This is a genomic window from Bradyrhizobium sp. STM 3561 (assembly GCF_045571455.1).
Classification (GTDB): domain Bacteria; phylum Pseudomonadota; class Alphaproteobacteria; order Rhizobiales; family Xanthobacteraceae; genus Bradyrhizobium; species Bradyrhizobium vignae.
The window spans coordinates 1,391,951-1,417,171 of the sequence record NZ_CP120695.1 but is presented as its reverse complement, the minus strand read 5'-3'; the positions used below and the strand labels follow the sequence as shown (position 1 = coordinate 1,417,171).

At 64.9% G+C, this 25,221-nt stretch carries 22 protein-coding genes; 9 read left to right on the top strand and 13 right to left on the bottom strand.

Features of this window, described 5'->3' with window-relative positions; all coding sequences use genetic code 11:
• Positions 1-38: 38 nt before the first annotated feature.
• From P6U28_RS06425 to P6U28_RS06410, 4 genes are all read left to right on the top strand, one after another.
• Complete coding sequence (locus P6U28_RS06425) at positions 39-1,088, top strand: LysR family transcriptional regulator (RefSeq protein WP_122404382.1); 1,050 nt, start codon at positions 39-41, stop codon at positions 1,086-1,088.
• Positions 1,089-1,117: 29 nt separating this feature from the next.
• A complete protein-coding gene (locus tag P6U28_RS06420; RefSeq protein WP_020608151.1) occupies positions 1,118-1,489 on the top strand; it encodes a helix-turn-helix domain-containing protein in 372 nt (123 codons plus the stop codon).
• A 286-nt stretch (positions 1,490-1,775) separates the two neighbouring features.
• On the top strand, positions 1,776-2,597 hold the full coding sequence (locus tag P6U28_RS06415; protein WP_122404383.1) for an enoyl-CoA hydratase: 822 nt from the start codon (positions 1,776-1,778) through the stop codon (positions 2,595-2,597).
• A gap of 104 nt (positions 2,598-2,701) precedes the next feature.
• Positions 2,702-2,980, top strand: coding sequence for a hypothetical protein (locus tag P6U28_RS06410; protein ID WP_129145168.1), 279 nt, complete (start codon positions 2,702-2,704; stop codon positions 2,978-2,980).
• Positions 2,981-3,037: 57 nt separating this feature from the next.
• Here P6U28_RS06410 and P6U28_RS06405 read toward each other — a convergent pair whose 3' ends face one another.
• From P6U28_RS06405 to P6U28_RS06395, 3 genes are all read right to left on the bottom strand, one after another.
• Entirely contained in the window at positions 3,038-4,117 is a 1,080-nt protein-coding gene (locus P6U28_RS06405; RefSeq protein WP_122404385.1) for an isocitrate/isopropylmalate dehydrogenase family protein, read from the bottom strand.
• A 132-nt stretch (positions 4,118-4,249) separates the two neighbouring features.
• Entirely contained in the window at positions 4,250-5,317 is a 1,068-nt protein-coding gene (locus P6U28_RS06400; protein WP_122404386.1) for an alcohol dehydrogenase, read from the bottom strand.
• A gap of 147 nt (positions 5,318-5,464) precedes the next feature.
• The gene (locus P6U28_RS06395; protein ID WP_407121960.1) at positions 5,465-6,661 is read right to left on the bottom strand and encodes a CaiB/BaiF CoA transferase family protein; all 1,197 of its coding nucleotides are present in this window, start codon (positions 6,659-6,661) and stop codon (positions 5,465-5,467) included.
• A gap of 181 nt (positions 6,662-6,842) precedes the next feature.
• Here P6U28_RS06395 and glgA point away from each other — a divergent pair, with 181 nt between their 5' ends.
• Positions 6,843-8,258 (top strand): glycogen synthase GlgA, encoded by a 1,416-nt coding sequence (gene glgA / locus P6U28_RS06390; protein WP_122404388.1) that lies wholly within the window; start codon positions 6,843-6,845, stop codon positions 8,256-8,258.
• Between the two features lie 64 nt (positions 8,259-8,322).
• Here glgA and P6U28_RS06385 read toward each other — a convergent pair whose 3' ends face one another.
• The 3 genes from P6U28_RS06385 to P6U28_RS06375 form a co-directional block, all read right to left on the bottom strand.
• Positions 8,323-9,267, bottom strand: a complete 945-nt coding sequence (locus tag P6U28_RS06385; RefSeq protein ID WP_162500383.1) for an oxygenase MpaB family protein — start codon at positions 9,265-9,267, stop codon at positions 8,323-8,325.
• A gap of 86 nt (positions 9,268-9,353) precedes the next feature.
• A complete protein-coding gene (locus P6U28_RS06380) occupies positions 9,354-10,502 on the bottom strand; it encodes a patatin-like phospholipase family protein (protein ID WP_122404390.1) in 1,149 nt (382 codons plus the stop codon).
• Between the two features lie 85 nt (positions 10,503-10,587).
• A complete protein-coding gene (locus P6U28_RS06375; protein WP_122404391.1) occupies positions 10,588-11,412 on the bottom strand; it encodes a 3-hydroxybutyrate dehydrogenase in 825 nt (274 codons plus the stop codon).
• Between the two features lie 178 nt (positions 11,413-11,590).
• Here P6U28_RS06375 and P6U28_RS06370 point away from each other — a divergent pair, with 178 nt between their 5' ends.
• Complete coding sequence (locus P6U28_RS06370) at positions 11,591-12,478, top strand: LysR family transcriptional regulator (RefSeq protein ID WP_162500384.1); 888 nt, start codon at positions 11,591-11,593, stop codon at positions 12,476-12,478.
• 77 nt (positions 12,479-12,555) lie between these two features.
• Here P6U28_RS06370 and P6U28_RS06365 read toward each other — a convergent pair whose 3' ends face one another.
• Together P6U28_RS06365 and P6U28_RS06360 are read right to left on the bottom strand one after the other, a co-directional pair.
• Positions 12,556-13,272 carry a peroxiredoxin-like family protein gene (locus P6U28_RS06365; protein ID WP_122404393.1) on the bottom strand — a complete coding sequence of 239 codons (717 nt, stop codon included), beginning with the start codon at positions 13,270-13,272 and terminating at the stop codon, positions 12,556-12,558.
• Positions 13,273-13,355: 83 nt separating this feature from the next.
• Complete coding sequence (locus tag P6U28_RS06360; protein ID WP_407121959.1) at positions 13,356-13,640, bottom strand: hypothetical protein; 285 nt, start codon at positions 13,638-13,640, stop codon at positions 13,356-13,358.
• A 237-nt stretch (positions 13,641-13,877) separates the two neighbouring features.
• Between P6U28_RS06360 and P6U28_RS06355 the strand changes: the two genes are divergently transcribed.
• Both P6U28_RS06355 and P6U28_RS06350 read left to right on the top strand, forming a co-directional pair.
• A complete protein-coding gene (locus P6U28_RS06355; protein ID WP_122404394.1) occupies positions 13,878-14,357 on the top strand; it encodes a cupin domain-containing protein in 480 nt (159 codons plus the stop codon).
• A gap of 134 nt (positions 14,358-14,491) precedes the next feature.
• Entirely contained in the window at positions 14,492-15,694 is a 1,203-nt protein-coding gene (locus tag P6U28_RS06350) for an MFS transporter (RefSeq protein WP_407121958.1), read from the top strand.
• Between the two features lie 146 nt (positions 15,695-15,840).
• Here the strand turns inward: P6U28_RS06350 and P6U28_RS06345 are convergent, their stop codons facing one another.
• The 4 genes from P6U28_RS06345 to P6U28_RS06330 are packed head-to-tail and all read right to left on the bottom strand — an operon-like array spanning position 15,841 to position 21,722.
• Positions 15,841-17,127, bottom strand: a complete 1,287-nt coding sequence (locus tag P6U28_RS06345; protein ID WP_129145169.1) for an MFS transporter — start codon at positions 17,125-17,127, stop codon at positions 15,841-15,843.
• A 23-nt stretch (positions 17,128-17,150) separates the two neighbouring features.
• Positions 17,151-17,672, bottom strand: coding sequence for a PRC-barrel domain-containing protein (locus tag P6U28_RS06340; protein WP_162500385.1), 522 nt, complete (start codon positions 17,670-17,672; stop codon positions 17,151-17,153).
• A 23-nt stretch (positions 17,673-17,695) separates the two neighbouring features.
• Positions 17,696-19,900, bottom strand: coding sequence for an amylo-alpha-1,6-glucosidase (locus P6U28_RS06335; RefSeq protein ID WP_129145170.1), 2,205 nt, complete (start codon positions 19,898-19,900; stop codon positions 17,696-17,698).
• Between the two features lie 58 nt (positions 19,901-19,958).
• Complete coding sequence (locus P6U28_RS06330; RefSeq protein WP_122404396.1) at positions 19,959-21,722, bottom strand: ABC transporter ATP-binding protein; 1,764 nt, start codon at positions 21,720-21,722, stop codon at positions 19,959-19,961.
• 275 nt (positions 21,723-21,997) lie between these two features.
• On the opposite strand from P6U28_RS06330, the gene P6U28_RS06325 reads away from it, so the two are divergent.
• Positions 21,998-23,068 (top strand): glycosyltransferase family 4 protein, encoded by a 1,071-nt coding sequence (locus P6U28_RS06325; protein WP_122404397.1) that lies wholly within the window; start codon positions 21,998-22,000, stop codon positions 23,066-23,068.
• 181 nt (positions 23,069-23,249) lie between these two features.
• Here the strand turns inward: P6U28_RS06325 and P6U28_RS06320 are convergent, their stop codons facing one another.
• The gene (locus P6U28_RS06320) at positions 23,250-25,178 is read right to left on the bottom strand and encodes an alkyl/aryl-sulfatase (protein ID WP_407121957.1); all 1,929 of its coding nucleotides are present in this window, start codon (positions 25,176-25,178) and stop codon (positions 23,250-23,252) included.
• Positions 25,179-25,221: the final 43 nt, after the last annotated feature.

Below are 25,221 nucleotides of genomic sequence, written 5' to 3'. Positions count from 1 at the left end.
GCCAGATTCTGCCAGTTTAGCTTTCCGAAGGGACTTGTATGCACTCCTTGGCGGAAAGGGGCGTTCCGTCGGCGGAACGCCCAAAGACAAATCTCAGCGGCCTCTCGGATTGGGATGCCGCCCGCATATTTTTGGAAGTCGTTCGATGCGGAAGTTTTCGCTCGGCGGCCGAGCGCTTGTCGCTTTCGATCAATGCTGTGCGCCGACGGATCGACGATTTCGAACGCCAGACTGGCACCACACTGTTCACCCGCGACGTTCACGGCACCCATCTGACCGATGAGGGCGCGCTGGTGGTCTCCGCCGTCGAGCGCATGGAGGCCGCCACCTTCGACGTGCTGCGCGCCAGCGATTCGATGGCCAACGCCTTGTCCGGCGAGGTCCGCGTTGCCGTCACCGAGGGGCTCGGCACATTCTGGCTGGCCCCGCGGCTCGTCGAATTCCAGCAGGCCTATCCGAAGATCCTGGTGGACCTGCATTGCGCGATGCGCTCGGCCGACGTCTCGCGCCACGAGGCCGACGTCGCCATCCATCTGTCGCGTCCCTCGGCGCTCGACATCAAGCTGGTGCGGCTCGGCCGCATGCATCTGATGTTCTGGGCCTCCGAGAAATACATCGCAAAGCATGGCGCGCCGCGCTCGGCGGCGGAATTGATCAAGCATCGCCTGGTGCTGCAATTCGCCGACCAGCTCGCCGCCAAGGAATCTTTCGAGAGCTTCTTCCCGGGCGTTTCGGAACGTGACCTCCTGGTCATGAAGACCAACGTCTCAAGCGCCAACTACTGGGCGGTCGCGAACGGCGCCGGCATCGGCGTATTCCCGAGCTACGCCATTGCGCTTGGCGGGAAGTTGATTCCACTGGAGGTCGAGCTGAACCGACCGCTGGACATCTGGCTGTCCTACCATCCTGGTAGCGGCCGTATCCCGCGCGTGCGGCACATGATCGACTGGCTGATCGAGGCTTTCAATCCGGCTCGCTTCCCGTGGTTTAAGGAAGAGTTCGTGCATCCGCATGAATTCAAGGACTCGTATATGGGCGAACCCCTGACCCAGCTCTTCGGGGGATTTTCAACCGAAGAACAAAGGTGAAAACAGAGATGAAAGCAGCGGCGAAAAGAATGAAACAGCGCAGCGCCGGCAAGCCGGACATCGAGCTCGGCAAGCGGATCCGTCTGCGGCGCGTCGAGATGAAGATCTCGCAGGCCGAGCTCGGCGAGAAGCTCGGCGTCAGCTTCCAGCAGGTTCAGAAATACGAGAAGGGCGTCAATCGGGTCGGCGCGGCTCGGCTTCAGCAGATCGCCTCCGCCCTCGACGTGCCCGTGACCTTCTTCTACGACGGCGACAACAAGGCCCGCGAAGTCGAGAGCCTGCTCTTCCTCGACTCGGCCTTCAGCCTCCGCCTGCTGCGCGCCTACAGCAAGATCAAGGACCAGACGGTGCAGCGTCAGCTCGTCTCGCTGATGGAATCGATCGCGGCGAACGAGAGCTGAGGCCGATCGACGCCTGGCCTTTAGGGCCGATGTTCAATCCGTCGCGTCGCGGGGGCGCGGCCGGATTGAACGAGATCGGAGGAGCTATGTCTGCGCCTGCGCGCTTGCGCGCGGTTTTGCCTCGGGGCGGCCTCGCCGCCCCTTCTTCTTGGTAATTTGCCGCCGCGCTTCGCGCGCGCCATGCAATCCCAGCACAGGCGGATGCGGCCTCTCCTACCCTGCCCCGGTTGACCACGGCGGCGCCTGCGCCGCACATTGCGCATCGCCTACGACGAGCGAGCGCGCGATGTCCGACATTTTCAGCACGACCGGAACACCTTACGCCGATGGCAAGATCCTCAAGCACACGGCGGGTGGCGTCGGCGTGATCAGCTTCAACAATCCCGACAAGCGCAATGCGATGTCGCTGGAGATGTGGGAGGGATTTGGCGAGGCGCTGACGGCCTTGCGCGACGATGACACGGTACGCGTGGTGATCCTGCGCGGCGCCGGCGGCAAGGCGTTCGTCTCGGGCGCCGACATCAGCCAGTTCGAGAAGGTGAGGCACAATGCGGCGGCGTCCGAGGAGTACGCCAAGCGCAGCGCCGCCCAGCGTGCGCTGCTCGCCGACTACCCCAAGCCGACCATCGCCTGCATCGAGGGCTTCTGTCTCGGCGGAGGCATGCAGGTCGCGATGCTCGCCGACATCCGCATCGCCGCGCATGGCAGCCAGTTCGGCATTCCCGCAGCGAAGCTCGGGATTGCCTACGGCTATGACGGCTTGCGACATCTGGTGTCGCTGGTCGGTCCGTCCTGGGCTCGGCTCCTGATGTACACGGGCATGCGCATCGATGCGGCCGAAGCACTGCGCATCGGCCTCGTCGAGCGCCTGTTTCCGGTCGATCAACTCTGGGGAGAGACGATGGCGATCGCGCAGACCATCTCCGAAAACGCCCCGCTCGCGATCAAGGCCGCCAAGATCACCATCGCACAAGTACTGAAGGACGAAAGCGCGCGCGACATGAACGCGATCAAGGCCATCGGTACCGCCTGCATGGATAGCGCCGATTTCCGGGAGGGCCGGCAGGCCTTCATGGAGAAGCGCAAGCCGCAGTTCCGGGGCTGCTGAAGCTGAACCGACGTTCACGAAGATTAAATTCCTCGTGCAGATCAATGCGGCAGCAACCAGTTGATCTGGCGAAAGTTCTCCCGCCACCAACGAGGGAGAATGCGATGAAACTCAAGTTTGCTGTTCTTGGTCTGGCCGCCATAGGTGGTGTGGCGCTCGCGTCGGGACCGGCCCTTGCGGCAATGCCGAACGGCATCCCGCAGGCGGACAAGATTGCAGGCGGTCCCGCCGCCAACGTCGATCAGGTGCGCTGGGTGTGTAACCCCTGGGGGCGCTGCTGGTGGCGCCCGAACTATTATCGCGCCTACGGCTATTACGGCGGCCCGCGCTTCTACGGCCCACGTCCGTGGGGCTGGCGTCATCATTACTGGCGCCGCTGGTAACGGCAAAGGGGCCCGAGGGCCCCTTTTTTCTTGTGAGATGAACTCTTCGATTGCTTCTCAAAGCGCCGCGAGCACCGCTTTCGTGATGTCGGCCGTGCCGTTGCTGCCGCCGAACTCCATTGGCTTGATGCCGCCGGCATAGGCCTGGTCCACCGCCCGCTCGATGGTCTGACCCGCCTCAGCCGCACTTTCCACACCGTACTTGTCGGCGAGCCAATCCAGCATCATCGCCGCCGACAGGATCATGCCGGTCGGATTGGCCTTGCCCTGCAGCATGATATCGGGCGCGGTGCCGTGGCACGGCTGGAACACTGCATACTTGTCGCCGATGTCGGCCGATGGCGCCATGCCGAGGCCGCCGATCAGGCTCGCGGTGATGTCGGAGACGATGTCACCAAACATGTTCTCCATCACCATCACGTCGAAATCCCAGGGACGCTTCACCAGCATCGCCGAACAGGCATCGACATAGAGCCGCTCGGTCTTCACGCTTGGATGCTTCTTCTCGATCTCGTCGAAAATGCCGCGGAAGAACGCAAAGGCCTTGAATACGTTCGCCTTGTCGACGCAGGTGAGCATCCCCGGCTTGCCGCGCGCCTTGCGCCGCTCGGCGAGGCGGAACGAGAACTCGAACAGGCGCTCGGATGTCTTGCGCGTGATCACCATGGTCTCGCGCGCGTCCTCATGGGTGACGACGCCCTTGCCCATCGAGGCGAACAGGCCCTCGGTGGATTCGCGGATCACGACGAGATCGATACCGCGCGCATCAGCGCCGACGATCGGGCTCGGCACGCCCGGAATGAGCCGCGCCGGACGGACGCCGGCATAGAGATCGAAGATGAAGCGCAGCTCGATCTGCGGTGCAATCTCGGTGTTGTCGGGGTAGCGCACCGACGGCAGACCGCAGGCGCCGAGCAGGATCGCATCCGCCTCCTCGCACAGCTTGATCGTCGTATCAGGCATCGACTTGCCGGTGGCGAGGTAATTGTTGGCGCCGGCGGGCGCTTCGGTGAAACGGAAGCCAAGGCCGGATTTATCGCCGACCTTGCGCAGCACCTCGAGCGCCGGCGCCATGACTTCAGGACCGATGCCGTCGCCGGCGAGCACGGCAACGTGGAAGGCGATGTTTGCGGACATGGGGGTTCCTGCTTGAACGAAGGTGGCATCGTCATTGCGAGGAGCTCTTGCGACGAAGCATCCAGACTGTTTCCGCGCAGGGATTTCTGGATTGCTTCGCTGCGCTCGCAATGACGGCGGAGAGAATCGCTGTTACGGCGTCAGCACGGTGCGTCCGACCACCGCGCCCTGCTGCAACTGCAACAGCGCGTCATTGGCCTTGGCGAGCGGCTGCCGCGTCACCGGGATCGGCGGCACCTTCTTCGTTCGCACGAGATCGAGCAATTCCTGCGTCTCGCGCAAATTGCCGACATAGCTGCCCTGGATCGTGATCGCCTTGATCGGGATCAGCGGCAGTGCCCAGGTCGCACCGCCGCCGAACAGGCCGACGATGACGAGCTTGCCGCCCTTGGTGAGGCAATCAAAGCCGAGCTGCGTCGTGGCGGAGTTGCCGACCAGGTCGATCACGGCGCGGATCGGGCCGCCCGCCTTCTTGGCAAGCTGCTCCAGCGCATCCGGCGCCTTGGGATCGACGGTCGCCAGCGCGCCTGCTTTCTCAGCGGCTTCGCGCTTCTTCGCGTCGATGTCGACCATGATCGCGCCCTTGCCGCCCATCGCCTTCAGCAGCGACAGCGCCATCAGGCCGAGGCCGCCGGCGCCGAACATCACGATCGGCGTGTCGAAATGCTGCTCGACCTTCTTCAGCGCGCTGTAGGTGGTGACGCCCGAGCAGGCATAGGGCGCGGTCGTCGCGGGATCGAGGCCTTTCAGATTGAGCAGATAACGCGGATGCGGCACCAGCATGTGGTCGGCATAGCCGCCGTCACAATAGACGCCGAGCGAGCGCGGTGTCAGACACATGTTCTCGTCACCGCCAAGGCAGGTCGCGCACTTGCCGCAGCCGATCCAGGGATAGACCAGGCCGATATCGCCAACCCTGAGATCGCCCTGGTCGGTGGGCTTCACGTCGGGACCGAAGGCCAGGACTTCGCCGACCGTTTCATGACCCATCGTCAGCGGCAGGTTGATGCCGCGGTCCTTCAGCGACAGCGGCTTGCGGCCATGGCCGAGATCGTAACCGCCTTCCCAGATGTGGAGATCGCTGTGGCAGACGCCGGCCGCCTTCACCTTGATCAACACCTGCGTGCCCGACGGCTGCGGCGTGGCCTCGTCGACCTCCTGCAGCGGCGCCTTGAAATCGGCGACCTTGAAACTCTTCATTGGCATCCTCCCGGCATATTTCTTGTTGTCACGCCCACCATGCCATGGCCGGCGGAGCGAGACAAACTCGCTCCTCTCTAGTTTACGGCGATCGAGGATGGCAACCCGACGGCACGCAACGCCGCATTGCTTGCGGCACGAAGCCGTTCAGCCTGTCGCGGCCGTTTTGCCTGTCGGAATGGACGCGTCGCTGGAGAGCCCAACCTCTTCGCGCAATGCATCCGTGTGCGCGCCGAGCACGGCCACCGTCTTGGCCGGCGTCGTGTCGGCCCCCGACATCCGGAACGGTAGATTGAGCACCTGGAACGAGCCGCCCTCGTCCCGCACTTCGGAAAGCGCCTGCCGATGCGCAAGCTGCGGATCGGCCAACGCCTCTGACACGGTGCGATAGGCCGAGGCCGGGACGCCGGCAGCGCCAAGCGCGAGCAGGCATGCATCGGTCGAATGCTGCCGCGACCAGACCTCGACGCCATCCATCAGCGCCGCCCAGTTCTCGCGGCGCGGAGCATAGGTGGCAAAGCGTGGATCGGAGATCCATTCGGAGCGGCCGATCACTCCCATCAGAGCCCGGAACGTCTTCTCGCTGGCGACCGTGATCATGACATAGCCGTTTGCCGTCTCGGTCGGGCCGAACATCGGGCGCGGCGGCGGCTTCACCGCGAATTGCGAGCTCTGCAACTCCGTCAGGGTCAAGGTCAGCATCGATTCCAGCATGGAGACGTCGATGTGCTGGCCAAGCCCGGTCACGGTGCGCTGATAGAGGGCTGACGCAATGGCACCGAAACCGTAGGTGCCGGTGACGACGTCGGCGTGGTAGATGCCGCAATAGTCGGGCCGGCTGCGGCCCGGTTGGTACGTGAGATGTGCCATGTCGTAGCCGGAAGCCGCATGGATCACCGGCGCATAGGCCGGCAACTCGGCCGAAGGGCCAGTCTGGCCATAGCCCGAGATCGAGCAGTAGATCAGCCTCGGGTTGACCTGACGCAGCCTGTCGTAATCGAGCCGCAGCCGGTGCATCACACCCGGGCGGAAGTTCTCGACCAGGATATCGGCGGTCGCAGCCAACCGGCGCACCGCCTCCTTGCCGTCCTCGGACTTGAGGTCGAGCACCACGCTCTTCTTGCCGACATTGAGCTGGCCAAACGTGGTGCTGCACCCCTTGCGCAGCGGTGGCCGGGTCCGCATCGTCTCCCCGCCGTCGGTCTCGATCTTGATGACCTCGGCGCCCATGTCGGCTAGCATGCGCGCGCAGTGGGGACCGGCGATCGTGGTCGAAAAATCCAGGACCCGCAGGCCCGCGAAAGCCTTTGTCGTCGTCCCCTCATGCTTGTCTGGTAGCTGCATCCCGACGCCCTTTGGAACCCTCAATGTTCTTCGTTGTTGATGCCGCGACCCTAGAGGGCGGCGGCTGAGTAGGAAAGTCTTTACCGAACAGACGCGTCGCGTACGCGGGCTTTAAGAATTCCGGGGCAACTGGACCCGTTCTTGCATAGCAGCGAACGGGATCGGAAGAGGGCAGCTGTTCTTGAGGGTCTTGTTCATCACCACGGAGATGGACGACTTCGTCCGCGTCGGCGGACTGGGCGCCGTTTCTGCCGCCCTTCCGCGCGCCCTTCGCTCCTTTGCCGATATCCGGATCATGCTGCCCGGCTATCGCGACATCATCGAGCAACTCACGCATATTCAGATCGTTGGTCGCTGTCCCGCATTCGCTGAGATGCCGGCCTGCTCGCTCGGCCGGGCCGCGACCAAGGACGGCCTGCCGGTCTATGTGCTGTTGTGCTCTCAGCTCTACGACCGGCCCGGCAATCCCTATGGCGACGAGTCCGGACACGATTGGCCCGACAACGACATCCGTTTCGCGCGCTTTGCCTCGGCGGCGGCTGAGCTCGCCATGGGCAAGCTGGACAAGAATTGGGCAGCAGACCTGATCCATGCCAATGACTGGCAGGCCTCGCTCGTGCCGGCGTACCTTGCCTGGGGCGGCGCCAAGCTGCCGTCGATCCTGACCATTCACAATCTCGCCTATCAGGGTCTCTTCCCGAAGGAGGCGCTGCGGCGGATCGGCGCACCGGAGAGCTCCTTCCACATCGACGGCGTCGAGTTCTACGACCAGGTCTCCTTCCTCAAGGCGGGACTGGTCTACGCCTCGCACCTCACCACGGTCAGCGCCACCTATGCGCGGGAGATCACCACGGCCGAATTCGGCTGCGGCCTGGAGGGCCTGTTGCAGCTGCGCTCCGACGCCGCCGAGCTCACCGGCATCCTCAACGGCATCGACGAAAGCTGGGACCCGCGCTCCTGTGCGCAACTCGCCCAGCAGTTCGGGGCCGGCGACTGGGTCGGCAAGAAGGCCAATGCGGATTACGTGCGCAAACAGTTCGGGCTCGCGGTCTCGCGCGGCCCGATGTTCGGCATCGTCGCGCGGCTCGTGCACCAGAAGGGCATCGACCTCGTGCTGTCGGCCGCCGACGAAATCGTCGATGCCGGCGGGCAGATCGTGGTCACCGGCTCCGGCGAGCCGGCGCTCGAGCAGGCCTTGATAGACGCGCATCGCCGCCGCCCCGACGCCATCGGGGTCGCGATCGGCTTCAACGACGCGCAGGCGCGGCGCATCTTCGCCGGCAGCGACTTCACCTTGATGCCGTCGCGGTTCGAGCCCTGCGGTCTCAGCCAGATGTACGCCCAGCGCTTCGGCTCATTGCCGATCGGTCACCAGACCGGCGGCCTCGCCGAGACCATCACCGACGGCGAGACCGGATTCCTGTTCTCAAAACCCTCGCGCGAATCTTTCCTCGGCGGCGTCCGCCGGGCCTTCTCGGCCTTCGTGGCGCACGACCAGCTCGACTCCATGCGCCGCAGCGCCATGGGACGATCGTTCTCCTGGAGCATCTCGGCGGGTTGTTACAGCGCGCTCTACCGGAAGCTGGCATCGGTGTGAAGCTGAGGCATTTCCACAGGCGCCGTCATTGCTGTGCAAGTCCGGGGCACGCCGGGAACAATTCTTAGCGGCGCGCGTCCATTTGCGGCCGCCCGATCCAAGCCCGATTGAGACACCGTGTCATCCAATCAGGCTGCGGCTCACCCCGCAGCCGTGCTTGTGCTTCCTGGTAGGGACCGACGTAGCGCAACCGGTCGGGCAGTTTCGGATAGACACGCCTGATCCAGGTGAGCGCGTTGTCGGCAGCTCTGATGTCGCGCTCGTCAAGCGCAAGTCCGAACCCGGCGCGCAGTCGCTCCGGCAGCATCCTCGCCGCGAGCGCGCGATACCAGCGCGGCGGTCGCAACCACGGACGGGCGCCGCTGAAGATCTGTGCGGCGATCTCGCGCGCCGCAGGGCTGACGGTCAGCGTCTCCGACTGCGCCATTGCCGTGGTGTAGGCGGCGAAGCCGGACCAGTCCGCCGGCAAATCATCCCCGGTCAATCCGAACAGGGCGCCGTACAGCCTGGCCTCGCTCCAATAGCGATCGCGCTCCTCCGCCGAGAGTGGCGGCAGCACCAGATCGTGCACCATCAGCGCGGTCTCGACCAGCGTCGCATGGACCCACCGCAGCGAGGGGATGTCGTTGGCGCAGTAGCGCGAGCCGGCCGGGAACGGGCCGACGGTCTCGGGCATCTCGCCGACAATCATGCTGTGACGCCGATGCAGCTGCCGGGACGACAGCAGCGCCTGGTCGAGCGAGCCGAACACCATGGGGAACACGATGCCGAAGGTGCGATGAAAACGACCGATCGGATCGGCAAAGGTCTTCGAATGCTCGGCAATGGCGGCCGCGACCCAGGGATGCGCCAGTTGCAACAGCAGCGCGCGGCCGGCGCCGAGAAAGATCACGGCCTCGCGGTCGATCTGCCAAGTGACCGAGGACGGACCGAACACACCGGCAACCGGCCCTGCCGCGTGAGCGCGGACGTTATCAAGCGTTGCCTCGAGATCCTTCTCAGTGACCAATTGCAGCCTCGCGACGAAGACGCGGCAACACTAGCCCAGACCACGCGTTCGCGAAATCGTCATCACACAAGACGACGACGAAGCCCTCATTCCGCCGCCATCGGCATCTCGTCCATATGCTCGTGCAGCACCACGCCGGCGAGCGGATCGAACTCACCGATCCACGGTCTTCGCGCGAGCACGGATCTCGTGTGGGCATAGCCGGCATCCCAGCGCTGGGCGATGCCTGAGGGGCTGAAATCGATGTCCTTGGTATGGGTCTCGCGGTCGAGCTGCGGCGCCAGCAGGCGCACCACATGCATGCGGGTCGGACAACCATAGCTCGTCAGCTCGCGCACGGCGGGATCGCCACGCTCGCTCTCGGGCAGCCGCGCGGCGAGCTGATTGATGACGTGGCGTAGGCGATGGGCCTGCTGCTGGCGGGCGATCTGGCTCGCGATCCGGCTGGAATATTGCACGTCCTTGTGGCGGTTGAACACCTCCGCCATCGTCGTCGGTTCGGCACCGACCGGATTCCACAGATGAACGGCGAAGATCAGCGAATCCTTGCGCGGGTTGTCGTCAAACACGGCCTCGGTCGGCGTGTTGGACAGGATGCCGCCATCCCAATAGAGCTCGCCGTCGATGCGCACCGCCGGAAACGCCGGCGGCAACGCGCCCGAGGCCATGACGTGCTTCACCGTCAGCTCGCCGTCGCGGCTGTCGAAATAGCGCATCCGGCTGCTGCGGACATGCGCCGCGCCGACCGTCAGCCGCGGCGAGCAGCGGTTTATCAGGCTGAAATCGACGAGTTCGCGCAGCGTCTTCTCGAGCGGAGCGGTCGAATAGAAGCCGGCGTGATCGGTGCCCAGCGGAAATGAATCGCCGGCATGCGCCAGCGGATTCGGGCGAAAGAAGCCGGGAATGCCATTGGTGACGGTCGACCAATAGGCCAGTTTTTCGTTGAAGCCCGGAAACGCGGCGCGCAGATTCCACACTGGATTTTGCTCCATCCGCTTCCAGAATTCCTTCAGGCGCGCGAGCCGCTGGCGAGGCTCGTTGCCGGCGATCAAGCTTGCATTGATGGCGCCGATCGAAGTGCCGATGATCCAGTCCGGCTCGATGCCGGCCTCGTGCAGCGCCTGGTAGACCCCGGCCTGGTAGGAGCCGAGCGCACCGCCGCCCTGAAGCACGAGCACGACCTGGCCGGGCAGGTCTTTGCTGTTGCCTCGCGCGTTGTCCTGCATGCCATCCATGTCTCGCTCCTTTTGAGCTTGCACCGATCGAATATTCGCTGTCGGCGGCAGCTTGTTACGCCGGCCGGAACGAACCCGTTCCATCTCAATGCGCGGTCCAGCCGCCGTCGACCGGCAGCGCCGCGCCGGTGATCGATGCGGCCGCGTCCGTCGACAGGAACACCGCGAGCGCGCCGAGCTCCTCGACGGTGGCAAAGCGCTTGTTGGGTTGCTGTGCCAGCAGAACGTCTCGGACCACCTGATCGCGCGAGATACCGTGCGCCTTCGCCTGACCGTCGATCTGGGCCTCGACCAGCGGGGTATAGACATAGCCGGGGCAGACCGCGTTGCAGGTGATGCCCTCTTCCGCGGTCTCCAGCGCCGTCACCTTCGTGAGACCGATGATGCCGTGCTTGGCGGCGACATAGGCCGCCTTGAACGGCGAACCGATCAAGCCGTGCGCCGAGGCAATGTTGATGATCCTGCCAAAGCCGTTCAGCCGCATCGCCGGCAGCACGAGCCGTGTGGTGTGGAAGGCCGAGGACAGGTTGATCGCGAGGATCTGGTCCCACTTCTCGACCGGAAACTGGTCGAGCGGCGCGACATGCTGGATGCCGGCGTTGTTGACCAGGATGTCCAGCCGGCCGGATTGGGCCAGCGTCGCAGCGATCATCTCGGCGATCGATGTCGACCTCGTCATATCCGCGGGCGAGTAGCTTGCCTTCACGCCGAACTCGGTGGCGATCTGCTCGCGTGTCCGGCCGATCTCGCCGGCGACACCAAGACCGTTGAGCACGATGTCGGCGCCGGAAGCGGCCAGAGCCCGCGCAATGCCGAGGCCGATGCCGCTGGTCGACCCGGTGACGAGAGCCACCTTGCCGGCCAGCACGCGGGACGAAGCGGACGTCTGCGTCTTGATAGGGATATTCATGATCCAGACCTCTTCTGCGCAACGCCGCGCCGCGGCTGGCTCGAAATGTGCGGGATCACCCGGGTTTGCGGAAATGCCGGTTAGCTTCCGAGTCGATACGTCCGCGCTATCGCTTGCGGGGTGTCATTCCCGGTTCCTATCGGCTAGATTTCCGGTCGATTTTGCCGGGAGCCGATCCATGGAAATGCATCAGGTCCGCTATTTCCTCGCGGTGGCGCAGCTGTTGAATTTCACGCGCGCCGCCGAAGATTGCAACGTGACGCAGCCGTCGCTGACGCGCGCGATCAAGCAGCTCGAGGCCGAGCTCGGCGGTGACCTATTCCGCCGCGAACGGCCGGCGGCGCAATTGACCGAGCTCGGTCAGCGCATGCATCCGCTTCTGAAGCAATGCTATGACGCCGCCGTAGGCGCGCGCTCGCTCGCCTCCTCGTTCAAGAGCGGAGAGATCGGTGCGCTCCGTATTGCACTGACGCATTCGATCGACCTCGCGCTGCTCATTCCGCATCTCAGCGAGATCAAACGGCAGTTCAACCGGCTCGAATTCCGCTTCCTGCGCGGGACCGGCCGCGAGGTCGGTGAATTCCTCAAGAAGGGGGAAGCCGAGCTCGGCATCGCCGCCGAGATCGACGAGGCCTGGGAGCGGCTCGACGTGTGGCCACTGTTCACGGAAGGCTTCGATCTCGTCGTCAGCCGCGCCCACCGTCTCGCCGAGCACGACGTGATCGAGCCGGACGATCTGCGCGCTGAGCAATTGCTCGGCCGGAGCTATTGCGAGCATTCCAGACGCATCTCCGCCAGCCTGCGCGAGCACGGCATCGACGTCGATCACGGCCACGAGATTTCGAGCGAGCGCGACCTGATCGAACTGGTCGAGGCCGACATCGGCATCGCCATGATGCCCCACACCTCGCCGGTGCCGGAGAGCCTGAAACGTGCCGCAGTCACCGGGCTCGACGCACGCCGCACCGTCAGCCTCTACGGCGTCGCCGGCCGACAGCGGACGGCGGTCGCCAATGCGGTGATGCGGATGCTGCGCGGCGCGGACTGGCGGGAGATCGCGGGGTGATACTGTGAGTGATCGCCGCGCTTCTTCCTTCTCCCTTTGTGGTCCACAAGGGGAGAGGGTGGAACACTCTGCGCGGCTCAGTTCTCCCGGCTCGCGCTCTCCAGCGCCTCGACTAGATCGTCGATCTCCATTCGTTTGCGAAAATCCGGATCGACGAAGCGAGCCTTCACCAGTCGGTCGCGCCCGACCACGAACACGGCCGGGATCGGCAGCATCCAGCCGTCATTGCCGTGGAATTTCGCCATGTCCTGATGGGACAGCAGCTCCTGGATCTCGGCGCCGAGCCAGATCGCGAGGTTGAGCGACAGCGCATAGCCGTTGTCGAGATCGGTCAGGATCGGAAACGGCGCGCCGGATTCGGCCTTGAGCTGTCCAGTATATTCCTGCGTCTCCGGCATGATCGCGACGACCTGCGCACCCATTGCCTTGATGCGGTCCTGCGCCTGGACCACGGCGCGGACATTGAGCCGGCAGTAGGGACACCAGTGTCCGCGGAAGAACATCACTGCGACGGGGCCACGCTGCAGCAGCGCGGGCAGCGTCACGAGCCGCCCGCCCTCGTCGGGCAACATGAACGGCGGCATCGGATCGCCCGGCCGCGGCGCGGTCTCGCCACCGCCGTTCCCGTCCAATCGCGCCACGAGGCGATCGACCGCCTCGCCATAGGCAGGGAAGACCTTGCGGCTGGCATCGGCGTAGGCGCGGAGTTGTTCGTTCAGCGTGCCGTCCATGTCGCGGCAGCGCTGGAAGGCGAGCCTGAGCCGTTCGGCGTCGGCTGGGGATAGAGACGTCATCCTTCTGCTCCGGCATTCCTGGGGCGAATACTAGTTTCCCGGTTCGGCCGCCCGCAAGGGGCGGCCCCGATGCCCGGACCGGTTCAATTCACGTAGAAATTGCCGGTCGGATCCAACCGCCCGGAAGTGGAGTACAGCGTGCCGTTGTCCATGAAGAACACGGTGTTGGCAGGCACCTTCCTCGCGTTCTTCATCATGGCCGCGTGGTTCTTCTCGGCGGGAGCCATGGCCATCGCCGACATCTTGCCGGGCCCGCCATAGACATAGGCCATGCCGGCCTTCAAATCCCAGGCCGCTTCCGAGAACGCCGACGTGGCGATCACCGCGAAGGCCGCGGTAAAGATCAGGGTTTTGGACACTTTCGTCATGAGATGCTCCTCCGGATTGACGTGAACGCCCGCCAATCGGGCGCCCTGTCATCGGACGCCAGATCCCCCGGAAGCGGAAATGCCGATGCCCAATCGGTTCGATAGCCGCGGCGCATCAACATAGCGCCGGGCTATCGCATCGAAAGCGAGCCGGCATTTCAACATCGACGCGGTCTCGACGAAGCTCCTGCCATAGCCGGCGACCACCACGGTTGCGGCCAACACAGGAGAGTTCCCATGTCTAGGCATCACATCGTGTCGCGCGTGGTTTGGACAGGCGTTGCCGTTCTCGGGGCGCTGACATTTGCCACACCAGTTTTCGCCGGCGAATGTCCGGCTGGCAAGATCAAGCCGAACGCACAGCAGATGGTCGACTATAAGCCGGTCGGCGTCACCGACGTCACGCTCGGGGCGATCGACCTCGGCAAGCAGCCCGCCCATATCGATGGTCGCGAGCTGCGCTTCCGCAAGCTGACCATCGAGCCCGGCGGCATCGTGCCCTGGCACAGCCATGACGACCGCCCCGCCCTGATCTTCGTGCAGCAGGGCGAGATCGTCGAATACGCCTCCAACTGCGTCGATCCGATCGTGCACAAGGCCGGCGACATCCGTCCCGAGGTCTACGGCACCTCGCATTGGTGGAAGAACCTCGGCAAGGAAACGGTCATTCTCTATGTCGGCGATGTCCGCAAGGATCCGAACGACCATCACATGTGACGAGCGCCAAGTGTGCCGTCGTTCCGGGGCGCGAAGCGAACCCGGAACCTCGAGATTCCGGGTCTGGTGCTCCGGGCCGCATTGCGGTCCCGTGCGCACCAGCCCGGAACGACAGATCAACGGACAATCACGCCATGACCGATGTTTCCGCGCCGATCAAACCGGCCGCGACGAGGATGGATGCGCACTCGCCGGGCCTCGCCCTGCGCTCGCTCGTGATCGGCCTCACCGCATTCCTGACCGTCGTCGATCTCTTCGCGACGCAGGCGATCCTGCCTTCGCTCACGCGCCACTACGGCGTCACTCCCGCAGCGATGGGTTTTGCGGTCAACGCCAGCACCTTCGGCATGGCGGTCGCCGGTCTCGTCATCGGCTTCTTCAGCCCGCATATCGATCGGCGGACCGGTATCCTGCTCAGCCTGGCAGTTCTTGCGATCCCCACCAGCCTGTTGGCGTCCGCGCCCAATCTTGCCGTCTTCACCGCCCTGCGGGTCACGCAGGGCCTCTGCATGGCGTCCGCCTTCGCGCTCACCCTCGCTTATCTCGGCGAGCAATGCAGCGCCATGGACGCCGGCAGTGCGTTTGCCGCCTACATCACCGGCAATGTCGCCAGCAACCTCGTCGGCCGGCTGATTTCGGCGGCGGTCGCGGACGGCCTCGGCCTCGCCTGGAATTTCTATTTCTTCGCGGCGCTCAATCTGGCCGGCACGGTGCTGGTCTATTTCACCGTCGGACGCGTGCAGCCGATGCACGCGATGATGCCGGCGGCTTCACCGCTCGCCGCCACCATCGCGCATTGGCGCAATCCGCAGCTGCGAGCAGCCTTCGGCATCGGCTTCTGTATCCTCTTCGCCTTCATCGGCACCTTCACCTTCGTCAATTTCGTGCTGGTGCGGCCGCCGCTGTCGCTCGGCATGATGGATCTGGGCTTCGTCTATTTCGTCTTCCTGCCCTCCATCGTCACGACGCTTCGAGCCGGCAAGGTGGCCGCGCGACTGGGAACGCGGCCCACGATCTGGGCGGCACTCGCCGCTGCCGGGCTCGGCCTGCCCCTGATGCTGGCGCCGCATCTGGCCGAAGTGCTCGCCGGCATGGTGCTGGTCGGCATCGGCACATTCTTCGCCCAGGCCGCCGCGACGGGCTTCGTCGGACAGGCGGCTGCCGAGAACCGCGGGATTGCCAGCGGCACCTATCTGGCCTGCTACTTCTGCGGCGGGCTGGTCGGCACGGCGGTGCTGGGGCGTCTGTTCGATGAGTACGGATGGTATGCGTGCGTGGCCGGTATCGGCGCGGCGCTCGCCGCTGCGGCCCTGCTCACGCTCGCCTTGAAGCGCTAACGCCTGGGCCGTACCGCCTCGGCCGGCGTGATGCCAATCGTGCCCCGCAACCGCATGCGCTTGCACAATCCGGACGCCAGATCAGTTTCTCCCCGGGACTTCTGACCGGCCGAACCCGTTTGCGCCACGCATTTCTTTCGCACGGGTCAGACCGTGCGCCGTGTCTCCGGCATCACAAAGAAAATGAGCAAGAGCCCCGCCGCGGCAACGCCGGACAGCCCGACGAACGCCGTGGCATTGCCGAACTTGTCGCTGACATAGCCGCCAAGCACCGTGCTCAACGACGCGCCGATGCCGGTTGCGGTGCCGACGATTCCCTGCGCCAAGTTGAAATGCCCCGTGCCAAAGGCAACGTCGGCGACGATCAGCGGGACCATCACCGCGAACACCGCCGCGGTAATGCCGTCGAACACTTGCACGAGAACCAGGAGATACGGATCGCGCACGGTCGCAAACAAGAGGCCACGAATCGCCAGCGCGCCGAATCCGATCAACAGCAGGGGCCGCCGGCCCCAGAGCTGCGCCTTGCGTCCGACCGTCGGCGACAGCAGCGCCACGATCGCCTGCGGGACGACGATGCAAAAGGCGACGAGCACCGTTGCCCATTGGCTCGACCGTGCCGTCACCGCGCTCGCCATCAGCGGCATCATCGCGGCGTTCCCGAGGTGCAACAAGAGCACACTGAGTGCGAAGACGATGAGCGGACGCTGCCGGATCAGGTGCCAGATATTGGTGTCGCCGCGATCGGCGGCTTCGGGCGGCATCTCACCGTGACAGCGCCTGATGTCGATCTCATTCTCGCGGATGCGCGACAGCGCGATCAGGGTCGGGATCGCGAGCAGGAAGGTGACCAGGAACACCGAGCGGCTCGACAGGAGATAGCCCGCGGTGCCCATCACCGCCGCCGCGACGCCATTGCCCAGTGAGGCGAAGCGCGCGTTGCGGCCGAGCCGCTCGCCGATCGCGATCGGGCCGACGAGGCCGAGGCTGATCGCCGCGATCGCAGGCCCGAGCACGCAGCTCGCCATCGCATGCAGCGTGGCGGCGGTCACCACGACGGGGAAGATCGGCATCGCGGCATAGGCCAGCGCGCAAGTACCGATCGTCGCAATCGCGAGGGCGGCGACGAGACGCTCCGATTTCGCGGCATCGATGATCGCGCCCCCGGGCATCTGGCCGATCAGGGCGACAACGCCGCCGATCGACAGCACGAGGCCGATCTCGACCTGGGTCCATTTCTGCGTCGTCAGATAGACCGCGATGAAAGGACCAAATCCGGTCTGCACGTCGGCGAGGAAGAAGATGAACCAGTCGAGGCCGCGCAGGCTCTGGCGCGACGGCGCCGGAATGCCTGCAGCCGACGGCGCAACGACGTTGTCCTGCTCGACGCGGCCGCTGCGATCTGCATGGGTCAGCTTCCTCGACAACAGCACGGGCGGTCAGCCCTCCCTGCACCTCACTGGATCGCTTGCAGCGGCTGAAGGCTGCCGGACGCGCCGAGCACGACGATCGGCGTGTCTTCCTTGTATTCCGGCGCGGCCGCGACCTGCGCCTTGTTCAGTTCCAACGTGATGCTGTCCTTCTTGTTGGCGATCTTGCCGAAGCGCAGCGCGTTCCAGTCCACCACGATCTTGCGGCTGCCGACGCCGAGAAAGCCGCCGAAATCGATCACCGCGGCGCGGACATGGCCGGTGCGATCGACGATGACGTCGACGATGCGGCCCATGTCCTCGCCGGCGGCGCTGCGAACGTCGCGGCCGAGCACGCCGTGGGCCTCGCTCGCGCCGATGATGGTCACCGAGGGTGGCGGCGCGGCGTCCTTGGGCGTCACTGGAACGGTCGAGGCCGGCGGCTGCGCCGTCGCCGGCGCATTCGCTTCATCCTGGCCTGCGGGCTGATCCTCTGCGGCGCGCAATGGTCCGACCGCGAGGGCAACCATAATCGCCACACCCAGGATCAACGCTCCGATCGCACGCATGATACCCTCCTCACGACGCGCCGCTAGTGAGCCAGCACGATCGAGACCTGGATCTGGCCGCGCGTGCGCAATACCTCGAGCGCGACGTCGTCGCCATGCCGGCTAACACGCAGGTCCACGCTGGACTGGCCGAGGCGCAGATCGCGCAGGATCACCTCGTTGAGGAACGCCGGCAGATGCGGATTGCGCAGGCGAATCTCGCCGCGCGTCACGTCGAACTCGAGACCGAGCGCCGCCTCCAGCAGCGTGAACGGCGTCGCGCTGGCCCAGGCCTGAGGCGCGCAGGCGACCGGATAGAGCGTCGGGCCGCGCCGTTTCTCGCGCCGGAACCCGCAGAACAATTCGGGCAACCGGCGCAGATCCATGTAGGTCGCAGCATCGAACAGCCCCTTGAAGACATGCGCCACCGAGTGCTTGAGGCCGTAGCGCGCGAGCCCGAGCGCGATCAGCGCATTGTCGTGCGGCCAGATCGACCCGTTATGATAGGACATCGGGTTGTAGCGCACCTCGCCTTGCGCGACGGTGCGGATGCCCCAGCCCGAGAAGAAATGCGGCCGCATCAGATCGGCAGCAACGAGGCGCGCGCGGTCCTCGCGGATCATGCCGCTGAACAGGATCTGCCCGGCATTCGAGGTCCTGACCTTGCAGGGTCGCTTCTTGCCGTCGAGCGCGAGCGCATAGGTGCCGAGCTCCTCGCACCAGAACGCCTTCTCGAAGCGCTCGGCGAGCGCCCTGGCTTCGCTCTCGAGCCTGCGCATGCAGTCCGATTTGCCGAGCCGCAGCGCGCAACGCGCGGCGAGCTGCTTGGCAGCAAAGACGTAGCCCTGGACTTCCGCGAGCGCGATATTGCCCTCTGCAAGCTGGCCGTCGGCATGGAAGATCGCGTCGTAGGAGTCCTTCCAGCCCTGGTTGGCCAGCCCCTTCTCGGTCGCACGCTGGTATTCGACGAAGCCGTCCTGGTCGGGATCGCCGGGACCGTCGATCCAGGCCAGGCCCGCCTCGATCGTCGGCCAGAGCTCGATCAAGGTGGCCTCGTCGCCGGTGCGCTCGAAATAGCTGCCCGCGAGCAGCACGAACAGCGCGGTCGAATCGACACTGCCGTAATAATGCGCGAACGGCACCTCCCCGAGCGCCGCCATCTCGCCGCCGCGCATCTCGTGCAGGATCTTTCCGGGCGCGGCGTCCGCGAACGGATCGATTGCCGTGGCCTGAAAATGCCCGAGCCGGCGCAAGACACCTTTGGCGACGCGCGGATCGACCCAGAGCATCTGCAGCGCGGTGATGAGACCGTCGCGCCCGAATGTCGTCGAGTACCAGGGAATGCCGGCATAGGGGTACCGCCCCTGCGGGGTCTCGGTCATCAGCATGTTGAGGTCGGCCATGGCCTGGCACAGCACCTCGTTGAAGATATTGTTGGAGGTCTCGATGCTGGCAGCGCCCATCGTCGACTGCCGCATCTCGCGGCGATGAGCCAGAAGGCCCGGAAAGAACCGCGCCGGCCGTTCCGTCACCGGCCGGTTGCAGGAGACGGCGACGAACAGCGATTTGGCCTGGTGCGGATCGAGCTCGAGCTGCCAGGTCGCGGCATTCACGGACAGCGTGGTGGGACGCGGGTCGACATGCAGGCCGGTGGTGCGCTCGGCGTCGTCAAGGCCGCGATACTCGAACAGCACGTCGGTCGGACCCAACAGGCGGCTCGTGCCGGTCCCGCGGCGCGGGCGCCGCTCGCCGCGCACCTCGAACAGATCGGCGAAGTCATTGTCGAACAGCAGCGTCAGCTCGAAGCTGGCGCGCGCGTCGCCGTGGTTCTGCACGCCAATGCGCTGATAGGCGGCACCGCGCCACAGGAAGATCGTGCGCACGATGTGCAGCAGATCCTTTTGCAACAAGAGGCGGCCTTGGCGGTAGATGTCGGGATTGGTGAGATCGACCGTCAACGCCGAATTGTCGTCGCGCAAATTCGAGCCGAGCAGCAGCGGCTGGAGATCGTCGAGCACGAGCTCCAGCCGCGCCAGATAGCGCGTGTCGCAGTGAAACAGACCGTCCGGCCCGCCCGCCGAAGCGCCGATGTCACCATGGCTGTCGAGCACGATGAAGGTGTCGTCGTGCTTGAGGGATCGCCGCGGCCGGGCGGCGGGCCCCGTCATCGGAATGTAGAACGTCTGCTCCGCGACGGCTTCCGTCGCCTGCGATATGGATACGATCTGGGTTACGGTTTCGGCTGCCATGAGCTGCTCCCCTGCGCCTTGATTCGAAACGCAACCAACGCGAACGAGACGGCTGGATCTACGCGGCGACCTTCGCGAGCCGGTTCATCTCCTGGGTCACCAGCTCACGGTAGGGACCGTGACCCTGCATCAGCCGGTCGGGCGCACCGTCCTCGATGATCTTACCGGCCTTGAGCACCACCACGCGATCGAAATTGCGCAGCGTCGCCAGGCGATGCGCGATCGCGATCACGGTGCGGCCACGCATCAGGCGCGACAGCGCCTCGCGGATCGCCTCCTCGGATTCGCTGTCGAGTGCTGCGGTCGCCTCATCGAGCAGCAGGATCGGCGCATCCTTCAGGAAGGCGCGCGCGATGGCGATGCGCTGGCGCTGGCCGCCGGACATCTTCACACCGCGGTCGCCGACCATGGTGTCGAGGCCGTCAGGCAGGCTCTCGACGAAGTCGCAGCGCGCCGCGATCGCCGCGCGCAGCACCTCGTCGTCGGTTGCGTTCGGCCGGCCATAGCGGATGTTCTCGCGAATGGAGCGATGAAACAAGGAAATGTCCTGCGGCACGACGGAAATCGCCTCGCGCAGGCTCAGCTGCGTCACCTTCGAGATGTCCTGGCCGTCGATGGTGATACTGCCATCGTCCACGTCGTAGAAGCGCTGGAGCAGCGTGAACAGCGTCGATTTGCCGCCGCCGGACTGCCCAACCAGTCCGACACGCTGACCGGGCTGGAGGCGCAGGCTGAACCGCTCGAAAATCTTCTCGCCGCCGGGATAGCCGAAGGTGACGTTGTTGAATGCGATCGCGGCGCCGCTCTTCACCAGCGGCTCGGCCTCGGGGTGATCGCGCAATTCGTGCGGCACCAGCAGCGTGGCGATGGCCTCGGTCAGGCGCGCAACGTGCTGGGTGACGTCGACCAGCGCCACCGCGAGATCGCGCGTCGCGTTGAGGATGGAGAGACCGAGCGTGCAGACCAGCACGACATCGCCGGTGGTTGCCTCGCCCTTTTGCCAGAGCGTGATCGCCCAGGCCATCAGCGCCACCGTCAACAGCACGGTCACGCCGGCATGCGTCAGCCGCAGCTTCTCCAGATAGCGCAGGCTGCGGCCGCGCGCGGTGATCTCGCGGTTCACCGTCGCGTCGAACCGCTCATGCTCGTGGCTGATGCCGCAGAAGGCGCGCACCAGCGGCATGTTGCTGATGACGTCGATCATCTCGCCATCGACCACCGCGGCCTTGTCGGCGAAATCGTCATGCAGCGGCTTGCCCGCGGCTGCCAGACGAAACATCGCAATGACCATGCCACCGGCGATCACGATCAGCCCGAGGGCCATGTAGGGGCTGACGGTTCCAATCAAGGCAATTGCCGCAATTGTGGCAATGCAGGGCGGTAGCACGTTCCAGACAAACATGTTTTCGACGGTGAACACCGCGTTCGACGTCGCCGTGATGCGGCTCGTCAGCATGCCGGGCATCCGGTCCGAGAAGTAGCTCGGCGCATGTCCGGTCAGATGACGAAATATGTCACGACGTAAGTCACCCGTGACACGAACGAAGGTGAAGCTCGCCGTCCAGCTCGCGATCCGCCACAGGAAGTTGTCGGCCGTGATCAGCGACATGAGCAAAATGAATGCCAGCCATACGCTGCCACCATGTGAGGGTCCGGCGGACAAGCTGTCGACCAGGGATTTGACGCCGTATTGGGTGCCCACGGAGCAGGCGACGGCGGCCACGACCGCGGTCAGAATCAGCAAATGCGCCGCGAGGCGACGCCGAAGATAGCGCAAGACAAAGGCAAATGGCCTGCGCGCGTATCCAGAAAGCTGATCCATATGGCTATCGCCCCGTTATGCTGATTTTCGTTTCGTCACTGGTCGAGTGAACATCGACCACTTCGCCTCGGTTCCCGGGCAAGCTCATCACGACATGCGGATACGGACGATCTGCGAAGATGTGGTGGCAGCATCGCGACGATCCCCTGACGTGTCGAATATGTAACGTTTGGGGGAAGGAACTTCGCAGGTGCGGAAACGTTCCCTTGGCTGGCATTTGCCGGTGCCGTACAGGCGGGGGTTTTCAATCATGATCGCACAGAGGAGATGGTGAGATGCGCATCGCGCAGGTAGCTCCGTTGACGGAGGCTGTTCCACCCAAGCTGTATGGCGGCACCGAGCGGGTGGTGCATTGGTTGACGGAAGAGCTGGTGGCCCTTGGACACGAAGTGACGTTGTTCGCCAGCGGCGACTCCCAGACATCAGGCAAGCTGGATGCGTTGTGGCCGAAGGCGCTCCGTCTCGACGGTTCCGTGCGCGATCCCAATGCGCTGCACATGGTGCTGCTGGAGCGGGTGCGGCAAAAATGTGACGACGAGGAGTTCGACTTTCTCCACTTCCATCTCGACTACTATCCGTGGTCGCTGTTCCACCGTCAGCCGACGCCATTCGTGACTACGCTGCACGGCCGGCTCGATCTGCCAGAGCATCAGCCGGTATTCAATACTTTCTCCAAGATGCCCGTCATTTCGATCTCCAACGCGCAGCGGCGGCCGGTGCCGCAGGCGAACTGGGTGACGACGATCCACCACGGCCTGCCGGAGAAGCTGCTGACGCCGAAGGCGGCAAAACAGGAATATCTCGCCGTGCTCGGCCGCATCGCGCCGGAGAAGGGCGTCGACCGCGCCATCAAGATCGCAACCCATTGCGGTATTCCGCTGAAGATCGCGGCCAAGGTCGATCGCGCCGATCAGGATTACTACGACGAATTGATCCGGCCGATGATCGAGAACAATCCGCTGGTCGACTTCATCGGCGAGATCAGCGATCACGAGAAGTCCGATTTCCTGAGCGGCGCGCTCGGGCTTCTGCTGCCGATCGACTGGCCGGAGCCGTTCGGCCTCGTCATGATCGAGGCCATGGCGTGCGGAACGCCGGTCGTCGCCTTCAACCGCGGCTCGGTGCCGGAGATCATCGATGAGGGCCTCACCGGCTTCATCGTCGAGGATGTCATCAGCGCGGCGGGAGTGGTGAACCGCCTTCCGCAACTCGACCGCGCCGCGATCCGCAAGCAGTTCGAGACGCGCTTCACGGCACGCCGCATGGCGCTGGACTATCTCGCGGCCTACCGCAGCCTGACCGAGGCAAAGGCGCCGCGGATCAAGCTGGTGAGCAGCGCAGAGTAGCTGGTCGCTCTCACCTCAAGGCACACTGTCATGCCCCGGCTTGACCGGGGCATCCGGTACTCCGCAGCTTCTCGGCTCAAGCACCGCGGTCTCTGGAATACTGGATCGCCCGGTCAAGCCGGGCGATGGCAGCGAGTGTGTGGAAAGCGCTGCCTACGAGAACGCGGCGGAACGCGCTCCCCTACCCCACCCCCGCCCGCTTCGGCTCCACGATCTCGAACATCCTCGGAAACTCGTCCATCAGGCCCATCAACTCGGCGAGCTTCATCGGGTTGCCGGACAGCTTGATCTTGCCGGCAGCCACGGCTTCCGGAAAGCTCGTCAGCTTCGCAATGACTTCATCCAGCGTCGACCGCGCCAGCGTGAAGCTGGCATCGGCGCCTTCCGCCTGCACGCCCTCGGTGTAGGTCAGCGCCGAATTCTCCAGATTGAGCACGAACGTCTCGCCGGTGTCGGAGAAGCGCCAGTTCAGCACGATATGCTTGCCTTCCGCCTTGGGGCCGTTGAGGCGGATGCCGAGCACGTCCCAGAGCTGAGAGGTGCGCAGCGCGGCCAGCGTCTCGCGCGGCATCGGCGGACGCGCCGGCACCTTCGGCATGCCCTGGCGCAATTCCTGCGCGCCGAACAGATAGGCGTTGCGCCAGGTCGCGCTCTCGGCGGCATAACCGAGCTGCTCCAGGGTATCCGCCAAGAGTGCGCGCGCCGCCGCATTGTCGGGCTCGGCAAAGACGAGATGGCCGAGCACTTGGGCGACGAAACGGAATTCCCCCTTGTCGAAATCCGCAGCCGCGCGCGCGAGGATCGCGTCCGCGCCGCCCATGTACTCGACATATTTTCTGCCGGACTCGACCGGCGGCAACGGATCGAGATTGACCGGATTGGCGTCATACCAGCCGAGATACTTCTGGTAGATCGCCTTCACGTTGTGCCGGATGTGTCCGTAATAGCCGCGGCCGTGCCAGGCGCCTTCCAGGCTCTTCGGCAGCTGGATCGTTTCGGCGATTTCGGCGGCGGTGAGGCCATGGTTCATCAGACGGATGGTCTGGTCATGGGCGAACTTGTAGAGGTCGCGCTGCTGCCGGATCATGGTGCCGATGCGCTCGCGCCCCCACACCGGCCAATGGTGCTGGCCGCACATCGCCTCGGCCTTGCCGTCCCAGAGCCGCAAGGCCTCGCCCAGATATTTCGACCAGGCCAGCGCGTCGCGCACGTCGGCGCCGCGGAACGGCAGCAGATTGTGGAAATTGTGCGTGCAGTTCTCGGCGAGGTTCAGCAGCTTATAGCGTGGGATGAAGAAATGCATCTCCGCCGGCGCTTCGCTGTTGGGCGCCATCTGGAATTCGAACTCGACGCCGTCGATCACGCGCCTGTCGCCGGTCGCCATGATGAGGTCGGTCGGCCGCAGCAGCGCGACCGAGCCTGCCGCCATCGACTTGCCGAGCCCGCAATCGACCTGCCCGCGCACGCCCTTGGCGAGAAGAGGTCCGAACTGGTACTGCGCGCGGCGCAGCATCGCCGGCCCTGCGATGATGTTCTCGGAGACGGCGTGCTCCATGAACAGGTTCGGCGCGATGATCGGCACGCTGCCGCTGGCGAGCGCATCCTCCTCCAGCACGCCGCGTGCGCCGCCCCAATGGTCGGTGTGGGTATGGGTGAAGACGATCGCCGCGACCGGCCGGGTGCCGCGGTGATTGAAGTAAAGATCGAGCGCAGCGCGGGCACCTTCGATCGAAGTCAGGGTGTCGACGACGATGACGCCGCTGTCGCCCTCGATCAGCGTCATGTTGGCGATGTCGAGGCCGCGCACCTGGTAGACACCGGGCACGACCTCGAACAGGCCGTGCCGCATGTTCAGCCGCGACTGCCGCCACAGGCTGGGATTGACGGTGGGCGGCGCCTGCTCGGCGGACAGGAAGCCGTAGGGCCTGAGACTCCAGACCGTCCGCCCCTGCGAATTTGTGATCGTCGCATTCTCGATCGTGCCGAGGAAACCACGCGCAGCATCGTCGAAGTCGCGCGTATCGGAAAACGGCAGCGCGTTGAGCATGGCCGCGTGCTGCGCGACCACGGAGGGCGTTGCGTCCTTCGGCTCGTTGATGATGTCGGTCATGTTTGTTTCCTCCCCTCCCCTGTCGCGCGGCATCTAACCCTAT